Genomic DNA, 17,553 nt, shown 5'->3' on the forward strand with positions numbered 1-17,553 from the left:
GGACGCCACGGCCAGCCCCGGCAGGGCGCTTGCCCCCCTTGCCCGCAGGCGGTCCCGCGACTAGCTTGAAGGCGGACAAGCAACAGGCCAATCATGCGTATCGGCATTCTCAAATGCGGCCAATCGCCCGAGGTTCTTCGCGGCGAGCTGGGCGATTATGACACCATGTTCGAGCGGCTTCTCGCGGGGCGCGGCTTCGATTTCGCCAGCTATCACGTCGAGACCATGCAGTTCCCCGCCAGCGTCCACGACGCCCAGGGCTGGCTGCTGACCGGCTCGCGCCACGGCGCCTATGAGGACCATGCCTTCATCCCGCCGCTGCAGGACTTCATCCGCGCCGCCTATGCCGAACATGTGCCGATGGTCGGCATCTGCTTCGGCCACCAGATCATCGCCCAGGCGCTTGGCGGCCGGGTGGTCAAGCATCCGGGCGGCTGGGCCATCGGGCGGCAGGACTACGATTTCGGCGGCGAGACGGTGACGATGAACGCCTGGCATCAGGACCAGGTCGTGATCCGCCCCGAGGGGGCCGAGGTCGCGGCCAGCAGCGCGTTCTGCGAAAACGCGGCGCTGGTCTATGACGACCGCGCCCTGACCGTGCAGGCCCATCCCGAATTCGGCGATGCCTTCATTGAGGGGCTGATCGCCCATCGCGCCAAGGGCGTGGTGCCCGAGGAATTGCAGGCGCAGGCCCGGGCCCGCATGGGCGGGCCGCTGCATTCGGCCGGCATCGCCGACCGCATCGAGCAATTCTTCAAGCAGCCGCGCAGCGCCATGGCGCAGAGGGGTGTCGCATGAAGCCGCACTGGATCGACGAAACCCCCGCCGCCGCGCAGGATTACGTCGCCGGCCGCCGGCTGGACGAGGTCGAGTGCATCGTCGCCGACATCGCCGGCGTCGCGCGCGGCAAGGCCATGCCGGCCTCAAAATTCGCGCATCAGGAGCGGTTCTACCTGCCGAACTCGATCTTTCTGCAGACGATCACCGGCGATTGGGCCGACAACCCCTCGGGCGCCTTCACCGAGCCGGACATGATCCTGACCCCGGATTTTTCCACCGCGACCGCCGCGCCCTGGACGGCCGATGTGACCTTGCAGGTGATCCACGACGTCTCGGACCAGTCCGGCAATCCGGTGTCCATCGCACCCCGCAACCTGCTGAAGCGCGTGGTCGAGCTCTACCGCGCCAAGGGCTGGAAGCCCATCGTCGCACCCGAGATGGAATTCTTCCTGACCGCCCGCAACATCGACCCGAACCAGCCGATCATGCCGCCCATGGGCCGCTCGGGCCGGCGGGCAGCGGCGAAACAGGCCTATTCCATGTCGGCGGTGGACGAATACGGCAAGGTCATCGACGACATCTACGATTTCGCCGAGGCGCAGGGCTTCGAGATCGACGGCATCCTGCAAGAGGGCGGCGCCGGCCAGGTCGAGATCAACCTGAACCACGGCGATCCGGTGCATCTGGCCGACCAGATCTTCTACTTCAAGCGGCTGATCCGCGAGGCGGCGCTGCGCCACGACTGTTTCGCCACCTTCATGGCCAAGCCCATCGAGGGCGAGCCGGGCAGCGCCATGCACATCCACCATTCGGTGGTCGGGCTGGAGGACGGCCGCAACATCTTTTCCGACGCTCAGGGGCGCGAGACGCCGCGTTTCCTGCATTTCATCGCCGGGATGCAGAAGCACCTGCCGGCGGCGGTGGCGCTGCTCGCCCCCTATGTCAACAGCTATCGCCGCTATGTCCCCGACTTCGCGGCGCCGATCAACCTGGAATGGGGCCGCGACAACCGCACCACCGGGCTGCGCGTGCCGGTTTCGGGACCCGAGGCGCGGCGGCTGGAAAACCGGCTGGCGGGGATGGACTGCAACCCCTATCTGGGCCTGGCCGCCAGCCTGGCCTGCGGCTATCTGGGACTGTGCGAACAGGAAAATCCCCGCGCCGAATGCCTGGGCGACGCCTATATGTCCGAGGACGAGTTGCCCTATAACCTGGGCGATGCGCTGGACCTGATGGACGAGAGCGCGGCGATGCGCGAGACGCTGGGATCGGAGTTCGTCGATGTCTACCAGGCGGTGAAGCGCAACGAATACAAGGAATTCCTGCAAGTGATCAGCCCGTGGGAACGCGAGCATCTGCTGCTGAACGTGTGAGATCGGCGCGGGCGGGGGACAGGCGCGCCCTTGAGCCATGAGCATTTGGAGAACGAAGAAGATCGAGGCATGAACCTGTTGTTTTCCAACGACCGGCCGGGGGAATATCCGCCGAGCCTCTATGCGGCGACCCGGGACACGCTGCCCGCATTCCCGCAGCAGCGGGGCGAGGAGCGCGCCGATGTGGTCGTGGTCGGCGCGGGCTATACCGGGTTGTCGGCGGCGCTGCATCTGGCCGAAGCGGGGTTCTCGGTCATGGTGCTGGAGGCGCATCGCGTCGGATTCGGCGCCTCGGGGCGCAATGGCGGGCAGCTGGGCTCGGGGCAGCGGCTGGAGGTCGATGAGCTGGAGCGGCTGGCCGGCGTTCCGGCCGCGCATCGGCTGTGGGACATGGCCGAGGAAGCCAAGGCGCTGACCCGCGATCTGGCCGCGCGTGCGGGCGTGCCGGTCGCGGACGGCATCGCCCATGCCTTTCGCAAGCCGGCCGAGTTCGAGCATGCCCGCGGCATGATCGAGATGCTGGGTCGCGACTACGGTTATGACCGGATCGAGGCGCTGGACCGGGAGGCGTTCCGGGCGCTGGTGCCCTCGAACGCCTATATTGCTGGCGAGTTGGATCATGGCGCGGGGCATCTGCATCCGCTGAACCTGGCGCTCGGCATGGCGCGGCTGGCCGATGCGGCCGGGGCGCAGATTCGAGAGGTGAGCCATGTCCATCGCATTCGCCATGGCCGGGCGGGCGAGAAAAGCATCGTCCAGACGAGCAAGGGCCGGGTCGTCTGCGATCATGTCCTCCTGGCCGGGAACGGCTATCTGGGCCAGCTGGACAACCAAGTCGCTGCCCGCGTCATGCCGATCAACAATTTCATCGTTGCGACCGAACCCTTGCGCGCGCGCGCGGCCGAGGTGCTGACCCGGCCCATCGGCGTGCATGACACGAAATTCGTGGTGAATTACTGGCGGCTGGACCCCGAGGGCCGGCTGATCTTTGGCGGCGGCGAGAATGTCAGCTATCGCTTCCCGAAGGACATCGCCGCCAAGGTCCGAAAGCCGCTGCTGGAGATCTATCCCGGGCTTGCCGATGTGAGGCTGACCCATGCCTGGGGCGGCACGCTGGCGATCACCATGAACCGGATGCCCTGTTTCGCCCGGCCGGCGCCGAACTGCCTGTCGGCCAGCGGCTATTCGGGGCACGGGCTGGCGCTGGCGACGCTGGCCGGCAAGCTGATGGCGCAGGCGGTGGCGGGTCAGGCGCAGGGTTTCGACACCATGGCCGCCCTGCCCTCACGCCCCTTTCCCGGCGGGGCCGCCCTGCGCTGGCCGCTGCTGGTCGCCGGCATGGGCTGGTATTCCCTGCGCGACCGGCTCGGTTTTTGAGGACGGGGCTTTTGAAGCCAATTCCGTGGCGCGGCGGGCCTTGGCGCGGGCGATGCGCTCGGCCATCTGCCTTTCGCGGTGACGGTGATAGGCCTTGATGACCGGCACCGTCAGGTAATGGATGGCGATGCAGATCGGCAGGCCCTCGATCACGCCGCCGACCATATAGGGCGTGAAGATCTGCTCGTTGAATTGCAAGAGCTGGTCCCAATGCGCCACCCGGTCGGTCACCGGCGCCAGCAGGTTGTTCCACAGTTCGCTGCCGGCGCGGGTGAATTCCTCGAAGATCAGATGCGGGGTGAACTTGCCCTCGACCCCCAGGATCCAGCGGCCCAGCCCGGTCGCGGTCAGTGCCACGAAAGGCGTGGTCAGCGGATTGCCGACGAAGGTGCCCAGAAGCGCTGCCAGGATATTGCCGCGGATGATCCAGGCGATCAGCGCCGCCCCCATCAGGTGGAAGCCGAAGAAGGGCGTGAACGAGATGAAGATCCCCGCCGCCCAGCCCCGCGCCACGCGATGCGGCCGGTCGGGCAGCCGCCGCAGCCGGTGCAGCACGTATTTCGACGCGCGTTTCCAGCCCGAGCGCGGATAGAACATCTCGGTCCACATCTGAGCATAGCTCAGCGGCTTGCGGCGCTTGAACATGCCGTCTCAGGTCACATGGGCCGAAGGATCGCGGATGCGCGAGACCTGGGCCACGTCGCTTTCCGCATCCAGCGCCGTCAGCAGCGCATGCAGATGCTCGCGGTCGCGCAGCTCGACCTCGATCCGCAGCCGATAGAAATCCGGCTTGCGGTCGACGAATTCCAGGTCCGAGATATTGGCCCCCTGCGCCCCGATCATGGTGCAGATCCGGCCCAGCACGCCGGCGTCGTGGCGGATGGTCAGGGACAGCATGGTGGAATAGGCCGCGGGATGCTGGCCCTCGCGCCAGTGCAGGTCGACCCAGCGCTCCGGGCTGTCCTCGAATTCGGCCAGCACCGGGCAGTCGATGGCGTGGATCACCACGCCCTTGCCGCGATAGGTGATGCCGACGATGCGCTCGCCCGGCAGCGGGTTGCAGCAGGGCGCGCGGGTGAACTCCTGGTCCGCCTCCAGCCCGGCCACGGCGCGGCGGGCGTCGATCTCGCTGCGGGCGGTGGCGAGTTCGGGATAGAGCGTGCTCAGCACGTCATGGGCCGAAATCTCGGCGCTGCCGATGCGGGCCAAGAGTTCGTCGGTATCGGGCAGCGCCATGGTCTTGGCGGCGGTGCGCAGCGCCTTGTCGCTGACCTTGCGGCCGACATGTTCAAAGGCCACCCGCACCAGTTCCGAGCCGAGGCGGATGAAGCGCGTCCGATCCTCTTGCCGCAAGCTGCGGCGGATGGCGGCCTTGGCGCGGCCGGTGACCACGATGTCGAGCCAGGTCGCCTGCGGGCGCTGGCCCGAGGCGGCGATGATCTCGACCGACTGGCCGTTCTTCAGCCGCGTCCACAGCGGCACGCGGATGCCGTCCACCTTGGCGCCGACGCAGGAATTGCCCAGCCGCGTGTGAATCGCATAGGCGAAATCCAGCGGCGTCGCGCCCTTTGGCAGCGGGATCACGTCGCCCTTGGGCGAGAAGCAGAACACCTGGTCCGAATACATCTCGAGCTTCACATGCTCGAGGAATTCGTCGTGATCCTCTTCGCCGAAACGCTCGGTCAGGCTGGCGATCCATTCGCCCGGATCGACCGCAAAGGGGTTCTCGGTGCGGGCGCCGTCGCGATAGGCCCAATGCGCCGCCACGCCCGATTCCGCGACCTCGTGCATCTGGCGGGTGCGGATCTGCACCTCGACCCGCTTGCCGTCGCGGCCCGAGACCGTGGTATGGATCGAGCGATAGCCGTTGGCCTTGGGCTGGCTGATATAGTCCTTGAACCGCCCCGGCACCGCGCGCCAGCGATGATGGATCACCCCCAGCGTGCGATAGCAGTCGGGTTCCGTGCGGGTGATGATGCGAAAGCCGTAGATGTCCGACAGGCGCGAGAAGGACAGCTGCTTTTCCTGCATCTTGCGCCAGATGCTGAACGGGCGCTTGGCACGGCCATAGACATCGGCCTCGATGCCCTCGCGTTCCAGTTCGGCGCGGATGTCGGCGGTGATCTTGGGGATCACGTCGCCGGATTCGCGTTGCAGCGACACGAAGCGGCGGATGATCGAGTTGCGCGCCTCGGGGTTGATGACCTTGAAGGCGAGGTCCTCAAGCTCTTCGCGCATCCATTGCATGCCCATCCGGCCGGCCAGCGGCGCGAAGATGTCCATGGTCTCGCGCGCCTTCTGCTGCTGCTTGTCAGGGCGCATGGACTTGATGGTGCGCATGTTGTGCAGCCGGTCGGCCAGCTTGACCAGGATCACGCGAAGATCGCGCGACATCGCCATGAAAAGCTTGCGAAAGTTCTCGGCCTGCTTGCTGTGGGCGCCCGAGAGCTGCAGGTTGGTCAGCTTGGTGACGCCATCGACCAGATCGGCGACCTCGCGTCCGAACATCTGCGACACCTCGGTCCAGGTCGAGCGGGTGTCCTCGATCGTGTCGTGCAGAAGCGCGGTGATGATGGTGGCATCGTCCAGCCGCATCTCGGTCAGGATGGCGGCGACGGCGACGGGATGGGTGAAATAAGGCTCGCCCGAGTGGCGGAACTGGCCCTCGTGCATGCGACGCCCGTATTCATAGGCGTCGCGGATCAGCTCGGCATTGGTGCGCGGATTGTAATTGCGGATCAGCGCGATCAGGTCTTCGACGTCGATCATGTTCAGCCGAAGACCTTATGCTCAGTTCCTGCCCTGGGCTTCCAGCATCATGCGCAGCATGCGTTCTTCCGATTCCTCGTCGGCGGGTTTCGGACGGTCGATCTCGGCGCCCAGAAGCAGCGCCATCGCATCTTCTTCCGGCTCGTCGACCTCGATCTGGGTCTGGCTGGATTCGATCATGCGTTCGCGCAGATCGTCCACGGGCTGGGTCTCGTCGGCGATCTCGCGCAGCGAGACCACCGGATTCTTGTCGTTGTCGCGGTCGACGGTCAGCGGGCTGCCCGCGGCGATTTCACGCGCACGATGGGCGGCCAGCATCACCAGGTCAAAACGGTTCGGAACCTTGTCGACGCAATCTTCGACTGTAACGCGGGCCATCGGTCACCTTATCAGCTGGAATCGGGGTGCAGGGCGAAGCCGGATATTTGACCTCGTCACCCGGAAATGTCAAGCGGTTACCGGTCTCATACCCGCCAGCGCCGCCTCTGGCAAGGCCGCGAGCATCTGCGCGACGCTGAGCCCCAGCCGCGGATGGCGCCAGTTCGGCGCGACCTCGGCCAGGGGCGCCAGCACGAAGCCGCGGTCCTGCATCCGCGGATGCGGCAGGATCAGTTCGGGGGGCGCATGCAGCGCCTGCTCGGCGGGCGGCAGCCCGCGCCAGCGGTCCTGCACCGCCACGTCGGGCAGCACCAGATCGCCATAGGCCAGCAGGTCCAGGTCCAGCCCGCGCGCCTGCCAGCGGGCCCCTTCGCGGCGGCGGCCGCATTCGGCCTCGATGGCGTGGAGCGCGTCCAGAAGCCGCTGCGGCGACAGATCGCAAAAAAGCGAAACCGCCGCGTTCACATAATCGGGACCGGAACCGGCAGGATGGGCCGGAGTGATCCAGAACCGGCTCACGCCGGTCGTTACAACCTTAGGTAATTCCAGCAGTTTGTTCAGCGCAAATCGGATAGTATCCGCCGGTGCACCTGCCGAACTAGGCAGGTTTGCACCCAGCGCGACCAGGGCTAAGTTCGCATTCTTACTTGGGTTACGAGACATCTCGGGGGAATCGTGTTTTACAAGGACGATCGGCTGGCGTTGTTCATCGACGGGTCGAACCTATACGCTGCGGCAAAGTCGCTGGGCTTCGACATCGACTACAAGCTGCTGCGACAGGAATTCGAGCGGCGCGGCAAGCTGATTCGCGCCTACTACTATACGGCTCTGCTGGAAAACGAGGATTATTCACCGATCCGCCCGCTGGTCGACTGGCTGCATTACAACGGCTATTCCATGGTGACGAAGCCTGCCCGGGAATATACCGACGCGCTTGGCCGCCGCAAGGTCAAGGGCAACATGGACGTGGAACTGGTCATCAACGCCATGGAACTGGCGCCACGGCTGGACCATGCGGTGCTGTTTTCCGGCGACGGCGACTTCCGGCCGCTGGTCGAGGCGTTGCAGCGCCAGGGCGTGCGGGTCTCGGTGGTCTCGACCATGCGCTCGCAGCCGCCGATGATCGCCGACGAATTGCGCCGCCAGGCCGACAATTTCATCGAGCTGGACGCGCTGCGCGACATCATCGGCCGCCCGCCGCGCGAGACGGCGCCGGCCCAGGACGGCTGAGCCCCTCCCGGGGTCGCCCGGGATCAGCCCTGGCCCGGCGTCTGTTCGTGCAATGCGCGGCGGACGCTGCGCTCCAGCTGCAATTCCGGCCAAGCGGCCTCGGCTGCCCGCCGATGCCCCTCGGCGCGGGCGGCGTCGCCCGCTTCGGCGGCGCGGATCGCCTGGGAGAGGCGCAGCATGGCATTGTCCGGCGCCAGCGCCTGCGCCTTTTCCAGCCAGCGCCAGCCCGCCTTGCGGTTGCCGGCCGCGAAACAGGCATCCGCCAGCCGCTTGCTGGTCAGGAAATCGCCCGGCCGGAGGTCGTCCAGCCATTCCAGCAGCAGCATGGCCCGGCGCAGCCGCCCGTGCAGCCGCAGGACCGACGCGCAGAACCCAAGGCGCGCCGCACCGTCCTGCCCCGGCAGATCCGGCTTGCCGCCCTGGGCCAGCGCGGCTTCGACCTCGGCCAGGTCCCCGGCCGAGGGGCGCATCTTGCGCCACATGTCGGGCCAGAGCAGCATCTCGCTGGTCAGGCCGGGATCGCGGACGAATTCCGCCCAGTCGATCCGCACCGCCCAAAGCGGCAGTGCCTTTTCCGCCGCGCCTTGCTGCGGGTCGGCCTGGGCGTAGAGCGGCAGCAGCGCGGGCGGAAAGCCCAGCTCTCGCGCCGCCCGGCCGCCGCCCGCCAGCAGCCGCAGCCCCAGTTGCGGCATGATCGGCCCGTCTGCGGAACGGCCGGTAAAGACCATGTTCAGAAAGGCCGCCTGCAACGCCGCCTCGTCCTGGGCCTCGGTCACCAGCAGCACCTGCCGGCACAGCGGCTTGTCGCGGTTGCGCATCAGCGCAGAGCCCAGCCCCTGCCGCGCCAGCCGCCGCGCCTTCTGGGTCCGACCCGCCGCCCAGGCCGCCGCCGCGAGTTCGCGATAGAGGAACGGAAACCGCTCCAGCAGGTCCTGCCGGTCCCCCAGCGCATCGACCAGCGCGCTGCCGCGCCCGGCCAGCGCGGCATGGCGGGCGGCATAGCTTGCGGTCTGCGCCAGATCGCCCGACGCGAAGAAGCTGTCGGGGCGCGCGATCACCCGCTCCAGCAGCGCGTCGTATCCGGCGCGGCGCTCGGCATCCGTCAGCCCGTTGGGCAAGGGCAGGATGCGGCAACCGCCGATCACCGCGGCGGCGCGGGAAAAGGCGCTCTGGGCGGGCGCGCCGACCTCGGCGCAGCCGGCCATCAGCAGCAACTCCAGCAGGTCGCGCTCGGCGGGGGTCAGGGCGGCGGTATCCAGAAGCGCGTCCGCCGCCAGCACCCGCGCGTCGCTCTGGCGCAGATGGGCGACGGCGGCGGGCGTGTCGGAAAAGGCGATGACCGGACCCCGATGCCGGGCGATGAAGATGCGGAAGAACTCGTCGGGCACGTATTTCGCCGACCAGGAGGAATAGGACCAGGGATCGCCGTCCAGGATGTCGCCGCGCCGGACGTGGATGGCGATCGGCTGGCCGCCGCCGGCCCGCGCGATGACGCGCCGCGCCTCGTCCAGCGCCCGCGCCAGCCGCGGCGACAGCTGCAGGTCCTGCGCCACGGCACGCATCTCGGCGGCGACATCGGCTGGATCCTCGTCCAGGAAGCGCACGGTCTCGGACATGGCGTCGCATTCGTAGCGCCGCCCGTCGGCCAGGGCGCGGGCGAAGCCGGCGGCATTCATGCCCGGCGCGGCGGCGCGGACATTCTGCCAACCCGCGCGCGAGGGCGCCTCGTCCACGATCTCGATATGCGCGGCCACGAATTCCGGCGTCAGGAAATGCCGCGGATCGACCAGTTCGGGATAGGGCCCATCGGGCTGGGACAGCCAGAGATAGCGGCCCCGGACCCCGAACTTGCGCGCCAGCCGCATGACGTTCAGCAGGCAGATCAGCCGGGCGCCGATCCGGTCCTGCCGGAATCCGATAAGTGCGACGTCCTTTGCCATACCAAACCGTCCAGCCGATCCCCGAGGCGGGTTGCAACCGCGCCGGCTCCTGCCTATCAGGACGTGCCGCCATCCAACAGCACGGATTTCCCACATGGACATCGCCGCACGCCGCAAGGCCGATCCCGCTCACTGGGGCCTCGCCACCGCCATCCGCGCCCTCGCCATGGACGCGGTCGAGGCCGCGAACTCGGGCCATCCCGGCATGCCGATGGGCATGGCCGACGTGGCCACGGTCCTGTTCCGCGACCACCTGAAATTCGACGCCGCCGCCCCGAACTGGTTCAACCGCGACCGTTTCGTGCTGTCGGCCGGCCATGGCTCGATGCTGATCTATGCCCTGCTGCACCTGACCGGCTACGAGCAGATGAGCCTCGACCAGATCCGGAACTTCCGCCAATGGGGCGCGATCACCGCCGGCCACCCGGAATACGGCCATGTCGAGGGGGTCGAGACCACGACCGGTCCCCTGGGCCAGGGCATCGCCACCGCCGTCGGCATGGCCATCGCCGAAGAAGCGATGCGCGCCCAGTTCGGCGCCGATCTGTGCAGCCACAAGACCTGGGTCATCGCCGGCGACGGCTGCCTGATGGAGGGCATCAGCCAGGAGGCCATCGCGCTTGCCGGCCACCAGAAGCTCGGCAACCTGATCGTGCTCTGGGACGACAACGACATCACCATCGACGGACGGGTGTCGCTGTCGGATTCGACCGACCAGGCCAAGCGCTTCCAGGCCTCGGGCTGGCGCACGCTCGCCTGCGACGGCCATGACCCGGCCGACATCGCCCGCGCGCTGGCCGATGCCGCCTCGGGCGCCGACGGCCGCCCGGTGCTGGTTGCCTGCAAGACGGTGATCGGCTATGGCGCACCGAAGAAGCAGGACACCTCGGGCGCGCATGGCTCGCCCCTGGGCGCCGAAGAGATCGCCGCCGTCCGCGCCGCCTATGGCTGGGAACACGGCCCCTTCGTCGTCCCCGAGGACATCCTGGCCGAATGGCGCGCCATCGGCGCCCGCGGCCGCGCGGAACGCGAAGCCTGGGCCGCCCGGGTCGACGCCGCCCCGAACCGCGACGAATTCGCCCGTCGCATCTCGGGCGTGCCCAGCGACCGGCTCGGCCCCACCATCGCCGCGCTCAAGGAACAGGCGCTGGCCTCCAAGCCCAAGGTCGCGACCCGCAAGGCCAGCGAAATGGTGCTGGAGGTGGTCAACCCCGAACTGCCCGAAACCATCGGCGGCTCGGCGGACCTGACCGGCTCGAACAACACCAGGACCAAGGACCTGGGCGTGTTCGACCCGCAGAACCGCAAGGGCCGCTACATCAACTACGGCATCCGCGAACACGGCATGGCGGCGGCGATGAACGGCATCTGGCTGCACGGCGGCCTGCGCCCCTATGGCGGCACCTTCATGTGCTTCACCGACTACGCCCGCGGCGCCATGCGGCTGTCGGCGCTGATGGGCCTGCCGGTGGTCTATGTCATGACCCATGACAGCATCGGCCTGGGCGAGGACGGCCCGACCCACCAGCCGGTCGAGCATCTGGCCATGCTACGCGCGACGCCGAACACGCTGACCTTCCGCCCCTGCGACCTGATCGAGACCGCCGAGGCCTGGGAAATCGCGCTGTCGAGCGAAACCACCCCCTCGGTCCTGGCGCTGTCGCGCCAGAACCTGCCGACCCTGCGCGAGACCGCGGGCGAGAACCTGACCGCGAAGGGCGCCTATGTCCTGCGCGAGGCCTCGAAGAAGGCGCCCGAGGTCATCCTGATGGCCACCGGCTCGGAGGTCGAGATCGCCGTCGCCGCCCGCGAGGCGCTGGAAGCCAAGGGCATTCCGACCCGCGTCGTCTCGGTGCCCTCGATGGAGCTTTTCCGCGACCAGCCGGAAAGCTACCGCCGGCAGGTGCTGCCCAAGGGCCCGGTCCGCGTCGCCATCGAGGCGGCGGTGCGCCAGCCCTGGGACTGGCTGCTGCTGGGCGAAGGCGGCAAGGAAAAGAAGGCGGGCTTCATCGGCATGACCGGTTTCGGCGCCTCGGCCCCGGCCCCGGCCCTCTACAAGGCGTTCGGCATCACCGCCGAGGCCGCCGTCGACGAAGCCCGCCGCCTGCTCGGCTGACCATCCGGGCCGCGCCCCGCAAGGCGCGGCCCAGGCCCCAACCAGGGCACCATTTTCCGTCGTTTCCTTGCCGCAACGCCGCCCCGGCAGCAACCGCCGCGCCTGCCGCCGTTTCCCCGATCCCCCTGCGACGGCACCACCCGGCGATGCGTCGCGCCATAGCCCGATCCGAGCCAGAAGCGGATGCCGCCATGACCTCGCCCGACCCCACGCCCGGCGCCTTGCCGCCGATCCTCGCCCCTGCGGGCGATCCGGCGCGGCCCACGCAATTGCACGGCATCCTGCTGTTGCTGCTGGCGATCTTCATGTTCACGCTGATGGATGCGACCGGCAAGCATCTCTCGTCGCTCTACCATCCGGTGCAGGTGATCTGGGTGCGTTTCGTCATCAACCTGACCATCGTCGCGGCGATCCTTGCGCCGCGGCTGCGCAGCACCCTGACCACCCGGCGCCCGGTGGTGCAGGTCTTTCGCGGCGTGACGCAGCTCGCCTCGGGCCTGCTGTTCTTCAGTTCGCTGCAGTTCATCGGCCTGGCCGAGGCGACCGCGATCATGGACATCAACCCGGTGCTGATCACGCTGGGCGCCGCGCTTTTTCTGGGCGAATCCATCGGCATCCGCCGCATCCTCGGCATCCTGGCCGCGCTTTGCGGCGCCATGATCGTCATTCGCCCGGGTGCCGGCGTCTTTCATCCCGCCGCGATCCTGGCGCTGATCGCCGCCGGCACCTATGCGGCCGGCGCGCTGCTGACCCGCACCGCCCGCAGCGATTCCACCGCCACCTCGGTCCTGTGGTCGGCGCTGGTCGGCTCGGTGCTGACCTCGTTGGCGGTGCCGTTCTTCTGGCAGCCGATCGCGGCGAAGGACCTCTGGGCCTTCCTGCTGCTCGGCGGGTTCGGCACCGTGGCGCAGGCGCTGCTGATCCGCGCCTTCGCCCTGGCCGAGGCCGCCGCCATCGCCCCCTTCGGCTATACCGGGCTGATCTGGGCGGGGTTGTGGGGCTGGCTGTTCTGGGGCAACCTGCCGGATCTCTGGACCCTGGCCGGCGCGTTGATCATCGTGGGCGCCGGGCTGTATGTCTGGATGCGCGAGGCCCGCGCGATGAACCGGGCCGTCTGAACAGGACCGCGATGAGCGAGACCGACACGACCGAGCCGGTGGCCCTGCGCGACCGCATCGCCAACGGCGCCTTCCTGGCCGTGATGGCCCTGGCCCGCGCCCTGCCCTATCGCCGCCGCATCCCGGCGATGGGCTGGTTCTTTGCCCATGTGCTGGGACCGCTGGCCGGCTGGCGCAAGCGCATCCGCGCCAATCTCGCCATGGCCCGGCCCGACCTGACCCCGGCCGAGTTGCGCCATCTGCTGCGTGCGGTCCCGGAAAACGCCGGCCGCTCGCTGGCGGAAATCTATTCCGGCGCCGAATTCACCGATCGCATCCACGCCGCCGATCCGCTGACCGGGCCCGGCCTGCCGGCGCTGGAGCAGGCCGCCCAGGCCGGCCGGCCGGTGATCCTGGCCGTGGCGCATTTCGGCAATTACGACGCCATGCGCGCCGCGCTGGCCGGCCGCGGCTGGCCGGTCGGCGCCCTCTACCGGCCGATGAACAACGAGGCCTTCAACCGCCACTACATCCCCGCCATGCGCGCCATCGCCGAGCCGATGTTCCCGCGCGGCCGCGCCGGCCTGGCCGCCATGCTGCGCTTTCTCAAGGGCGGCGGCTGGATGGCGCTGGGCTTCGACCAGTTCGACGACCACGGCGCCGAACTGCGCTTCTTCGGCCTGCCGACCAGGACCGTGCTGACACCGGCGGAGCTGGCGATCCGCTACGACGCGCTGATCCTGCCGGTCGCGGGCGTGCGCCAGCCCGACGGGATCAGCTTCCGGGTCGAGGTCGGCGCGCCGATCCCGCACAGCGATCCGGCAACGATGATGCAGGCACTGAACGACGACCTGGAACGGCTGGTCCGCGCGCATATGGCGCAGTGGTTCTGGGTGCATCGGCGCTGGAAACGCCGGCGCTAGGCGGCGAAACCCTTTCCCTCGGGTTGTAGTCCGGTTTATAAGCCCCGCAAACCGCCGCGCACAGAACGCGGCCCCGCAACAAAATCCAGAGGACGGCATGAGCGACGATTCCAAAGAAGCTGGTCACGAAAAGCGCCATCACGAAGGCGACGTCGCCTTCATCCAGGCCCTTGCCGAGCTGCTCAATCGCAACGAGCTGACCGAACTGTCCGTCAAGCGCGAATACGACGAAAACGACCGCCTGACCGTCAGCCTGTCGAAACAGGTGAAGCAGCAGGTCGTGCAGGCCATGGTCTCTCCCGCCGCCGCCCCGGTCGCGCCGGCGGCCCTTCCCAGCGCCGGCCCTGCCGTCGGCGCCGCCGAGGACCCGGCCAGCCTGCCCGGCGTCGTGACCTCGCCCATGGTCGGCACCGCCTATCTGGCCGCCGAACCCGGCGCGCCCGCCTTTGTCAGCATCGGCCAGCAGGTCAAGGAAGGCGAGACGCTGATGATCGTCGAGGCGATGAAGACCATGAACCACATCCCCTCGCCCCGCTCGGGCACGGTCAAGCGCATCCTCGTCGACGACGGCAGCCCGGTCGAGTTCGGCGCCCCCCTGATGGTCGTCGAGTGAGGCGCGGATGTTCGACAAGATCCTGATCGCCAATCGCGGCGAGATCGCGCTGCGCGTGATCCGCGCCTGCCGCGAGATGGGCATCGCCACCGTCGCGGTGCATTCCACCGCCGACGCCGACGCGATGCATGTGCGCATGGCCGACGAATCCGTCTGCATCGGTCCGCCGCCCTCGACCGACAGCTACCTGTCGCAGCCGGCCATCATCTCGGCCTGCGAGATCACCGGCGCCCAGGCCATCCATCCGGGCTATGGCTTCCTGTCCGAAAACGCCGGCTTCGTGCAGATGGTCGAGGATCACGGCATCACCTTCATCGGCCCCTCGGCCGAACACATCCGCATCATGGGCGACAAGATCACCGCCAAGGAGACCGCGAAATCGCTGGGCATCCCGGTGGTCCCCGGCTCGGAGGGCGGCGTGGCGGACGTGACCGCGGCCAGGCGCGTCGCGGCCGAGATCGGCTACCCGGTGATCATCAAGGCCACCGCCGGCGGCGGCGGCCGCGGCATGAAGGTGGCGCTGGACGAGGCGGCGCTGGAGACCGCCTTCCGCACCGCCCGCGCCGAGGCCAAGGCCGCCTTCGGCAACGACGAGGTCTATATCGAGAAATACCTGCAACGCCCGCGCCATATCGAGATCCAGGTCTTCGGCGACGGTCGCGGCCGCGCGGTCCACCTGGGCGAGCGCGACTGTTCGCTGCAGCGCCGCCACCAGAAGGTGCTGGAAGAGGCCCCCGGCCCCGTCATCACCCCCGAACAGCGCGCCCGCATCGGCGGCATCTGCGCCAATGCCATGGCCAAGCTGGGCTATCGCGGCGCCGGCACCATCGAGTTCCTGTTCGAGGACGGCGAGTTCTACTTCATCGAGATGAACACGCGCCTGCAGGTCGAACATCCGGTGACCGAGGCGATCTTCGGCGTCGACCTGGTGCGCCAGCAGATCCTGGTCGCCTCGGGCGAAGAGATGGAGTTCCGCCAGGAGGATCTGACCATCCAGGGCCATGCCATCGAGGTGCGGATCAACGCCGAGAAGCTGCCGAACTTCACCCCCTCGCCCGGCACCATCTCGCAATACCATGCCCCCGGGGGCCTGGGCGTGCGGATGGACAGCGCCATCTATGACGGCTACCGCATCCCGCCCTATTACGACAGCCTGATCGGCAAGCTGATCGTGCACGGCCGCGACCGGCCCGAGGCGCTGGCGCGGCTGAACCGGGCGCTGGACGAGCTGATCGTGGACGGGGTCGACACCACCATCCCGCTGTTCCGCGCGCTGCTTCAGAACCCCGACATCCGGCAGGGCGACTATTCGATCCACTGGCTGGAACGCTGGCTGGCCGAGATGGCCAGCGCCTGACGGTGACGGGCGGGCGGCGACAGGCGGCCCCGGCATGAGCGGCGGGCTGACCGCCGAAGGCATGCTGGCCGCCTATGCCCAGGGCGTGTTCCCGATGGCGCAATCCGCTTCGGACCCGCAACTCTATTGGTTCGAGCCCGGCCTGCGCGGCATCCTGCCGGTGGGTGGGGTGCATGTTTCGCGCTCGATGCGGCGCTTTCTGCGGCATTGCGGCTGGCGGGCCAGCATCGACCGCGACTTTTCCGGCGTGGTCGCGGGCTGCGCCGATCGCCCGGAAACCTGGATCAACCCGCCGCTGCTTTCGCTGTATCAGGACCTGTTCCGACGCGGCCATGCCCATTCGGTCGAGGTCTGGGACGGCGAGACGCTGATCGGCGGCATGTTCGGGCTGGTGCTGGGCGGGACCTTTTTCGCCGAAAGCATGTTCTCGCGCCGGACCAATGCCTCAAAGGCGGCGATGATCTGGGTCTCGGGGCATCTGGCGCGCTGCGGCTTCACGCTGTGGGACACGCAATACCCGAACCCGCACCTGGTCTCGATGGGGGGGCAGACCATCCCGCGCATGGAATATCGCCGGCGGCTGGCCGCGGCGCTGCGGCAGCCGGCCGAATTCCTCGCGCATCCGCTGCCGGACGCTCAGGCCTTGTCGCAGGAAATCACCCAGACATCGTAGCGCGAATCGTCCAGCGCCGAGAGCGCGGGCGCCGAGGCGATCATCCAGCCGGAAAACACCCGCTTGTTGGCGCGGCTGTCGATGATCGTCAGCTCGGCATAGGCATCCGAGCTGGGATCGGCGGCAGGAAAGCGGCACTCCCCCAGGCTGACCTGAAGACGGCCGAATTCCAGGGACTGGCCTATGGCCAGGTCGAAATCCTGGGTCTGGCCGGTGATCTTGTCCAGTCCGCGCAACTGTGCACCCTTGCCGGCGGCGGTTTCCGGGCCGCGGGCGGCCTCGGCCGCGCGCTGCCGCTCGGCCGCCGAGGGTTCGGCCGGGACCACGGCATCGGGGTCGTCGCTGAAGGCCGGATCGACCATCAGCTGCCGCTCCTCTGGCGGTTGCTCCTCCTCCTGCGCCAGCACCGGGCTGGCGGCCAGCAGCAGGCAGAGGCAGGCGCGGGTCAGAAGGTCAGTCATTTGCCATCGTCCGAGCTTTGCGAATCCACGAATTTCATCATCAGCGAGAGCAGGCTGACGGCGCCCTGCACATCCTCGATCTCGTCGCCAGGCTCCAGGTTCTCGGCCGCGCCGCCGGGCTGCAGCTCGATATAGGCGCCGCCCAGCAGGCCGTCGGACTGGATCAGCGCGGCGCTGTCGGCGGGCAGGACGATGCGCTGCGGCAGGCGCAGCCGCGCCTCGGCGAAATAGGTCTGCGGGTTCAGCTCGACCGCCGAGACCCGGCCGACCTTGACGCCGGCCACCCGCACATCGGTGCCGACCTCGATGCCGTCGACGTTCGGAAAGGCCGCGCGCAATTCATAGCCCGGGCCCAGCCGGCTGCCGAGACCGCCGCCGGCGGTGGACCAGGCCAGGAACCCGACGGCGACGACCAGCACCCCGGCCCCCACCCAAAGCTCGGCCCGTTCGGCGGCGCTGTTCATCG

General features: G+C 68.4%; 17 protein-coding genes. 10 read left to right on the forward strand and 7 right to left on the reverse strand.

Features of this window, described 5'->3' with window-relative positions; all coding sequences use genetic code 11:
• The first annotated feature begins 93 nt into the window (after window positions 1-93).
• From JCM7685_RS09040 to JCM7685_RS09050, 3 genes are all read left to right on the forward strand, one after another.
• Complete coding sequence (locus JCM7685_RS09040; protein WP_074966771.1) at window positions 94-798, forward strand: type 1 glutamine amidotransferase; 705 nt, start codon at window positions 94-96, stop codon at window positions 796-798.
• Window positions 795-2,153: a glutamine synthetase family protein gene (locus JCM7685_RS09045; protein WP_074966772.1), complete on the forward strand. Its 1,359-nt coding sequence runs from the start codon at window positions 795-797 to the stop codon at window positions 2,151-2,153. The genes JCM7685_RS09040 and JCM7685_RS09045 overlap by 4 nt, the downstream gene beginning before the upstream one ends.
• A gap of 69 nt (window positions 2,154-2,222) precedes the next feature.
• On the forward strand, window positions 2,223-3,530 hold the full coding sequence (locus JCM7685_RS09050; RefSeq protein WP_074966773.1) for an NAD(P)/FAD-dependent oxidoreductase: 1,308 nt from the start codon (window positions 2,223-2,225) through the stop codon (window positions 3,528-3,530).
• Here the strand turns inward: JCM7685_RS09050 and JCM7685_RS09055 are convergent.
• The 4 genes from JCM7685_RS09055 to folK all read right to left on the reverse strand — a co-directional run bounded on the left by JCM7685_RS09055 (window position 3,438) and on the right by folK (window position 7,340).
• Window positions 3,438-4,175 (reverse strand): DUF2062 domain-containing protein, encoded by a 738-nt coding sequence (locus tag JCM7685_RS09055; protein ID WP_231964608.1) that lies wholly within the window; start codon window positions 4,173-4,175, stop codon window positions 3,438-3,440. The genes JCM7685_RS09050 and JCM7685_RS09055 overlap by 93 nt on opposite strands.
• Window positions 4,176-4,181: 6 nt before the next feature.
• The gene (locus JCM7685_RS09060) at window positions 4,182-6,299 is read right to left on the reverse strand and encodes a RelA/SpoT family protein (RefSeq protein WP_074966774.1); all 2,118 of its coding nucleotides are present in this window, start codon (window positions 6,297-6,299) and stop codon (window positions 4,182-4,184) included.
• 21 nt (window positions 6,300-6,320) lie between these two features.
• Window positions 6,321-6,677: a DNA-directed RNA polymerase subunit omega gene (rpoZ, locus tag JCM7685_RS09065; protein ID WP_074966775.1), complete on the reverse strand. Its 357-nt coding sequence runs from the start codon at window positions 6,675-6,677 to the stop codon at window positions 6,321-6,323.
• A 69-nt stretch (window positions 6,678-6,746) separates the two neighbouring features.
• Window positions 6,747-7,340, reverse strand: coding sequence for a 2-amino-4-hydroxy-6-hydroxymethyldihydropteridine diphosphokinase (gene folK / locus JCM7685_RS09070; protein ID WP_074966776.1), 594 nt, complete (start codon window positions 7,338-7,340; stop codon window positions 6,747-6,749).
• A gap of 12 nt (window positions 7,341-7,352) precedes the next feature.
• On the opposite strand from folK, the gene JCM7685_RS09075 reads away from it, so the two are divergent.
• Window positions 7,353-7,907 carry a LabA-like NYN domain-containing protein gene (locus JCM7685_RS09075; protein ID WP_074966777.1) on the forward strand — a complete coding sequence of 185 codons (555 nt, stop codon included), beginning with the start codon at window positions 7,353-7,355 and terminating at the stop codon, window positions 7,905-7,907.
• Window positions 7,908-7,930: 23 nt separating this feature from the next.
• Here the strand turns inward: JCM7685_RS09075 and JCM7685_RS09080 are convergent, their stop codons facing one another.
• On the reverse strand, window positions 7,931-9,847 hold the full coding sequence (locus JCM7685_RS09080) for a hypothetical protein (protein ID WP_074966778.1): 1,917 nt from the start codon (window positions 9,845-9,847) through the stop codon (window positions 7,931-7,933).
• Between the two features lie 94 nt (window positions 9,848-9,941).
• Here JCM7685_RS09080 and tkt point away from each other — a divergent pair, with 94 nt between their 5' ends.
• The 6 genes from tkt (at window position 9,942) to aat (ending at window position 16,626) form a co-directional block, all read left to right on the forward strand.
• On the forward strand, window positions 9,942-11,963 hold the full coding sequence (gene tkt / locus JCM7685_RS09085; RefSeq protein WP_074966779.1) for a transketolase: 2,022 nt from the start codon (window positions 9,942-9,944) through the stop codon (window positions 11,961-11,963).
• A 191-nt stretch (window positions 11,964-12,154) separates the two neighbouring features.
• The gene (locus tag JCM7685_RS09090) at window positions 12,155-13,081 is read left to right on the forward strand and encodes a DMT family transporter (protein ID WP_074966780.1); all 927 of its coding nucleotides are present in this window, start codon (window positions 12,155-12,157) and stop codon (window positions 13,079-13,081) included.
• An 11-nt stretch (window positions 13,082-13,092) separates the two neighbouring features.
• The gene (locus JCM7685_RS09095; RefSeq protein ID WP_074966781.1) at window positions 13,093-13,983 is read left to right on the forward strand and encodes a lysophospholipid acyltransferase family protein; all 891 of its coding nucleotides are present in this window, start codon (window positions 13,093-13,095) and stop codon (window positions 13,981-13,983) included.
• Between the two features lie 97 nt (window positions 13,984-14,080).
• Entirely contained in the window at window positions 14,081-14,596 is a 516-nt protein-coding gene (accB, locus tag JCM7685_RS09100) for an acetyl-CoA carboxylase biotin carboxyl carrier protein (RefSeq protein ID WP_074966782.1), read from the forward strand.
• Window positions 14,597-14,603: 7 nt separating this feature from the next.
• Window positions 14,604-15,953 carry an acetyl-CoA carboxylase biotin carboxylase subunit gene (gene accC / locus JCM7685_RS09105; RefSeq protein ID WP_074966783.1) on the forward strand — a complete coding sequence of 450 codons (1,350 nt, stop codon included), beginning with the start codon at window positions 14,604-14,606 and terminating at the stop codon, window positions 15,951-15,953.
• A 34-nt stretch (window positions 15,954-15,987) separates the two neighbouring features.
• The gene (gene aat, locus JCM7685_RS09110) at window positions 15,988-16,626 is read left to right on the forward strand and encodes a leucyl/phenylalanyl-tRNA--protein transferase (RefSeq protein WP_074966784.1); all 639 of its coding nucleotides are present in this window, start codon (window positions 15,988-15,990) and stop codon (window positions 16,624-16,626) included.
• Here aat and JCM7685_RS09115 read toward each other — a convergent pair.
• Window positions 16,590-17,087: a DUF2155 domain-containing protein gene (locus tag JCM7685_RS09115; RefSeq protein ID WP_083412626.1), complete on the reverse strand. Its 498-nt coding sequence runs from the start codon at window positions 17,085-17,087 to the stop codon at window positions 16,590-16,592. The genes aat and JCM7685_RS09115 overlap by 37 nt on opposite strands.
• On the reverse strand, window positions 17,084-17,551 hold the full coding sequence (gene mlaD / locus JCM7685_RS09120; RefSeq protein WP_074966785.1) for an outer membrane lipid asymmetry maintenance protein MlaD: 468 nt from the start codon (window positions 17,549-17,551) through the stop codon (window positions 17,084-17,086). Before mlaD ends, JCM7685_RS09115 begins: the two co-directional genes overlap by 4 nt.
• Window positions 17,552-17,553: the final 2 nt, after the last annotated feature.

It is taken from the genome of Paracoccus aminovorans (assembly GCF_900005615.1).
In the GTDB taxonomy this organism is placed as follows: Bacteria; Pseudomonadota; Alphaproteobacteria; order Rhodobacterales; family Rhodobacteraceae; genus Paracoccus; species Paracoccus aminovorans.

Bases quoted from the DNA above. Each gene is read 5' to 3' on its own strand.
- JCM7685_RS09055 (WP_231964608.1), bottom strand. From the start codon at position 4,175: ATGTTCAAGCGCCGCAAGCCGCTGAGCTATGCTCAGATGTGGACCGAG.
- aat (WP_074966784.1), top strand. From the start codon at position 15,988: ATGAGCGGCGGGCTGACCGCCGAAGGCATGCTGGCCGCCTATGCCCAG.
- mlaD (WP_074966785.1), bottom strand. From the start codon at position 17,551: ATGAACAGCGCCGCCGAACGGGCCGAGCTTTGGGTGGGGGCCGGGGTG.
- rpoZ (WP_074966775.1), bottom strand. From the start codon at position 6,677: ATGGCCCGCGTTACAGTCGAAGATTGCGTCGACAAGGTTCCGAACCGT.
- JCM7685_RS09040 (WP_074966771.1), top strand. From the start codon at position 94: ATGCGTATCGGCATTCTCAAATGCGGCCAATCGCCCGAGGTTCTTCGC.
- JCM7685_RS09050 (WP_074966773.1), top strand. From the start codon at position 2,223: ATGAACCTGTTGTTTTCCAACGACCGGCCGGGGGAATATCCGCCGAGC.
- accB (WP_074966782.1), top strand. From the start codon at position 14,081: ATGAGCGACGATTCCAAAGAAGCTGGTCACGAAAAGCGCCATCACGAA.
- JCM7685_RS09060 (WP_074966774.1), bottom strand. From the start codon at position 6,299: ATGATCGACGTCGAAGACCTGATCGCGCTGATCCGCAATTACAATCCG.
- accC (WP_074966783.1), top strand. From the start codon at position 14,604: ATGTTCGACAAGATCCTGATCGCCAATCGCGGCGAGATCGCGCTGCGC.
- JCM7685_RS09115 (WP_083412626.1), bottom strand. From the start codon at position 17,087: ATGACTGACCTTCTGACCCGCGCCTGCCTCTGCCTGCTGCTGGCCGCC.
- JCM7685_RS09095 (WP_074966781.1), top strand. From the start codon at position 13,093: ATGAGCGAGACCGACACGACCGAGCCGGTGGCCCTGCGCGACCGCATC.
- tkt (WP_074966779.1), top strand. From the start codon at position 9,942: ATGGACATCGCCGCACGCCGCAAGGCCGATCCCGCTCACTGGGGCCTC.
- JCM7685_RS09090 (WP_074966780.1), top strand. From the start codon at position 12,155: ATGACCTCGCCCGACCCCACGCCCGGCGCCTTGCCGCCGATCCTCGCC.
- JCM7685_RS09045 (WP_074966772.1), top strand. From the start codon at position 795: ATGAAGCCGCACTGGATCGACGAAACCCCCGCCGCCGCGCAGGATTAC.
- JCM7685_RS09080 (WP_074966778.1), bottom strand. From the start codon at position 9,847: ATGGCAAAGGACGTCGCACTTATCGGATTCCGGCAGGACCGGATCGGC.
- folK (WP_074966776.1), bottom strand. From the start codon at position 7,340: ATGTCTCGTAACCCAAGTAAGAATGCGAACTTAGCCCTGGTCGCGCTG.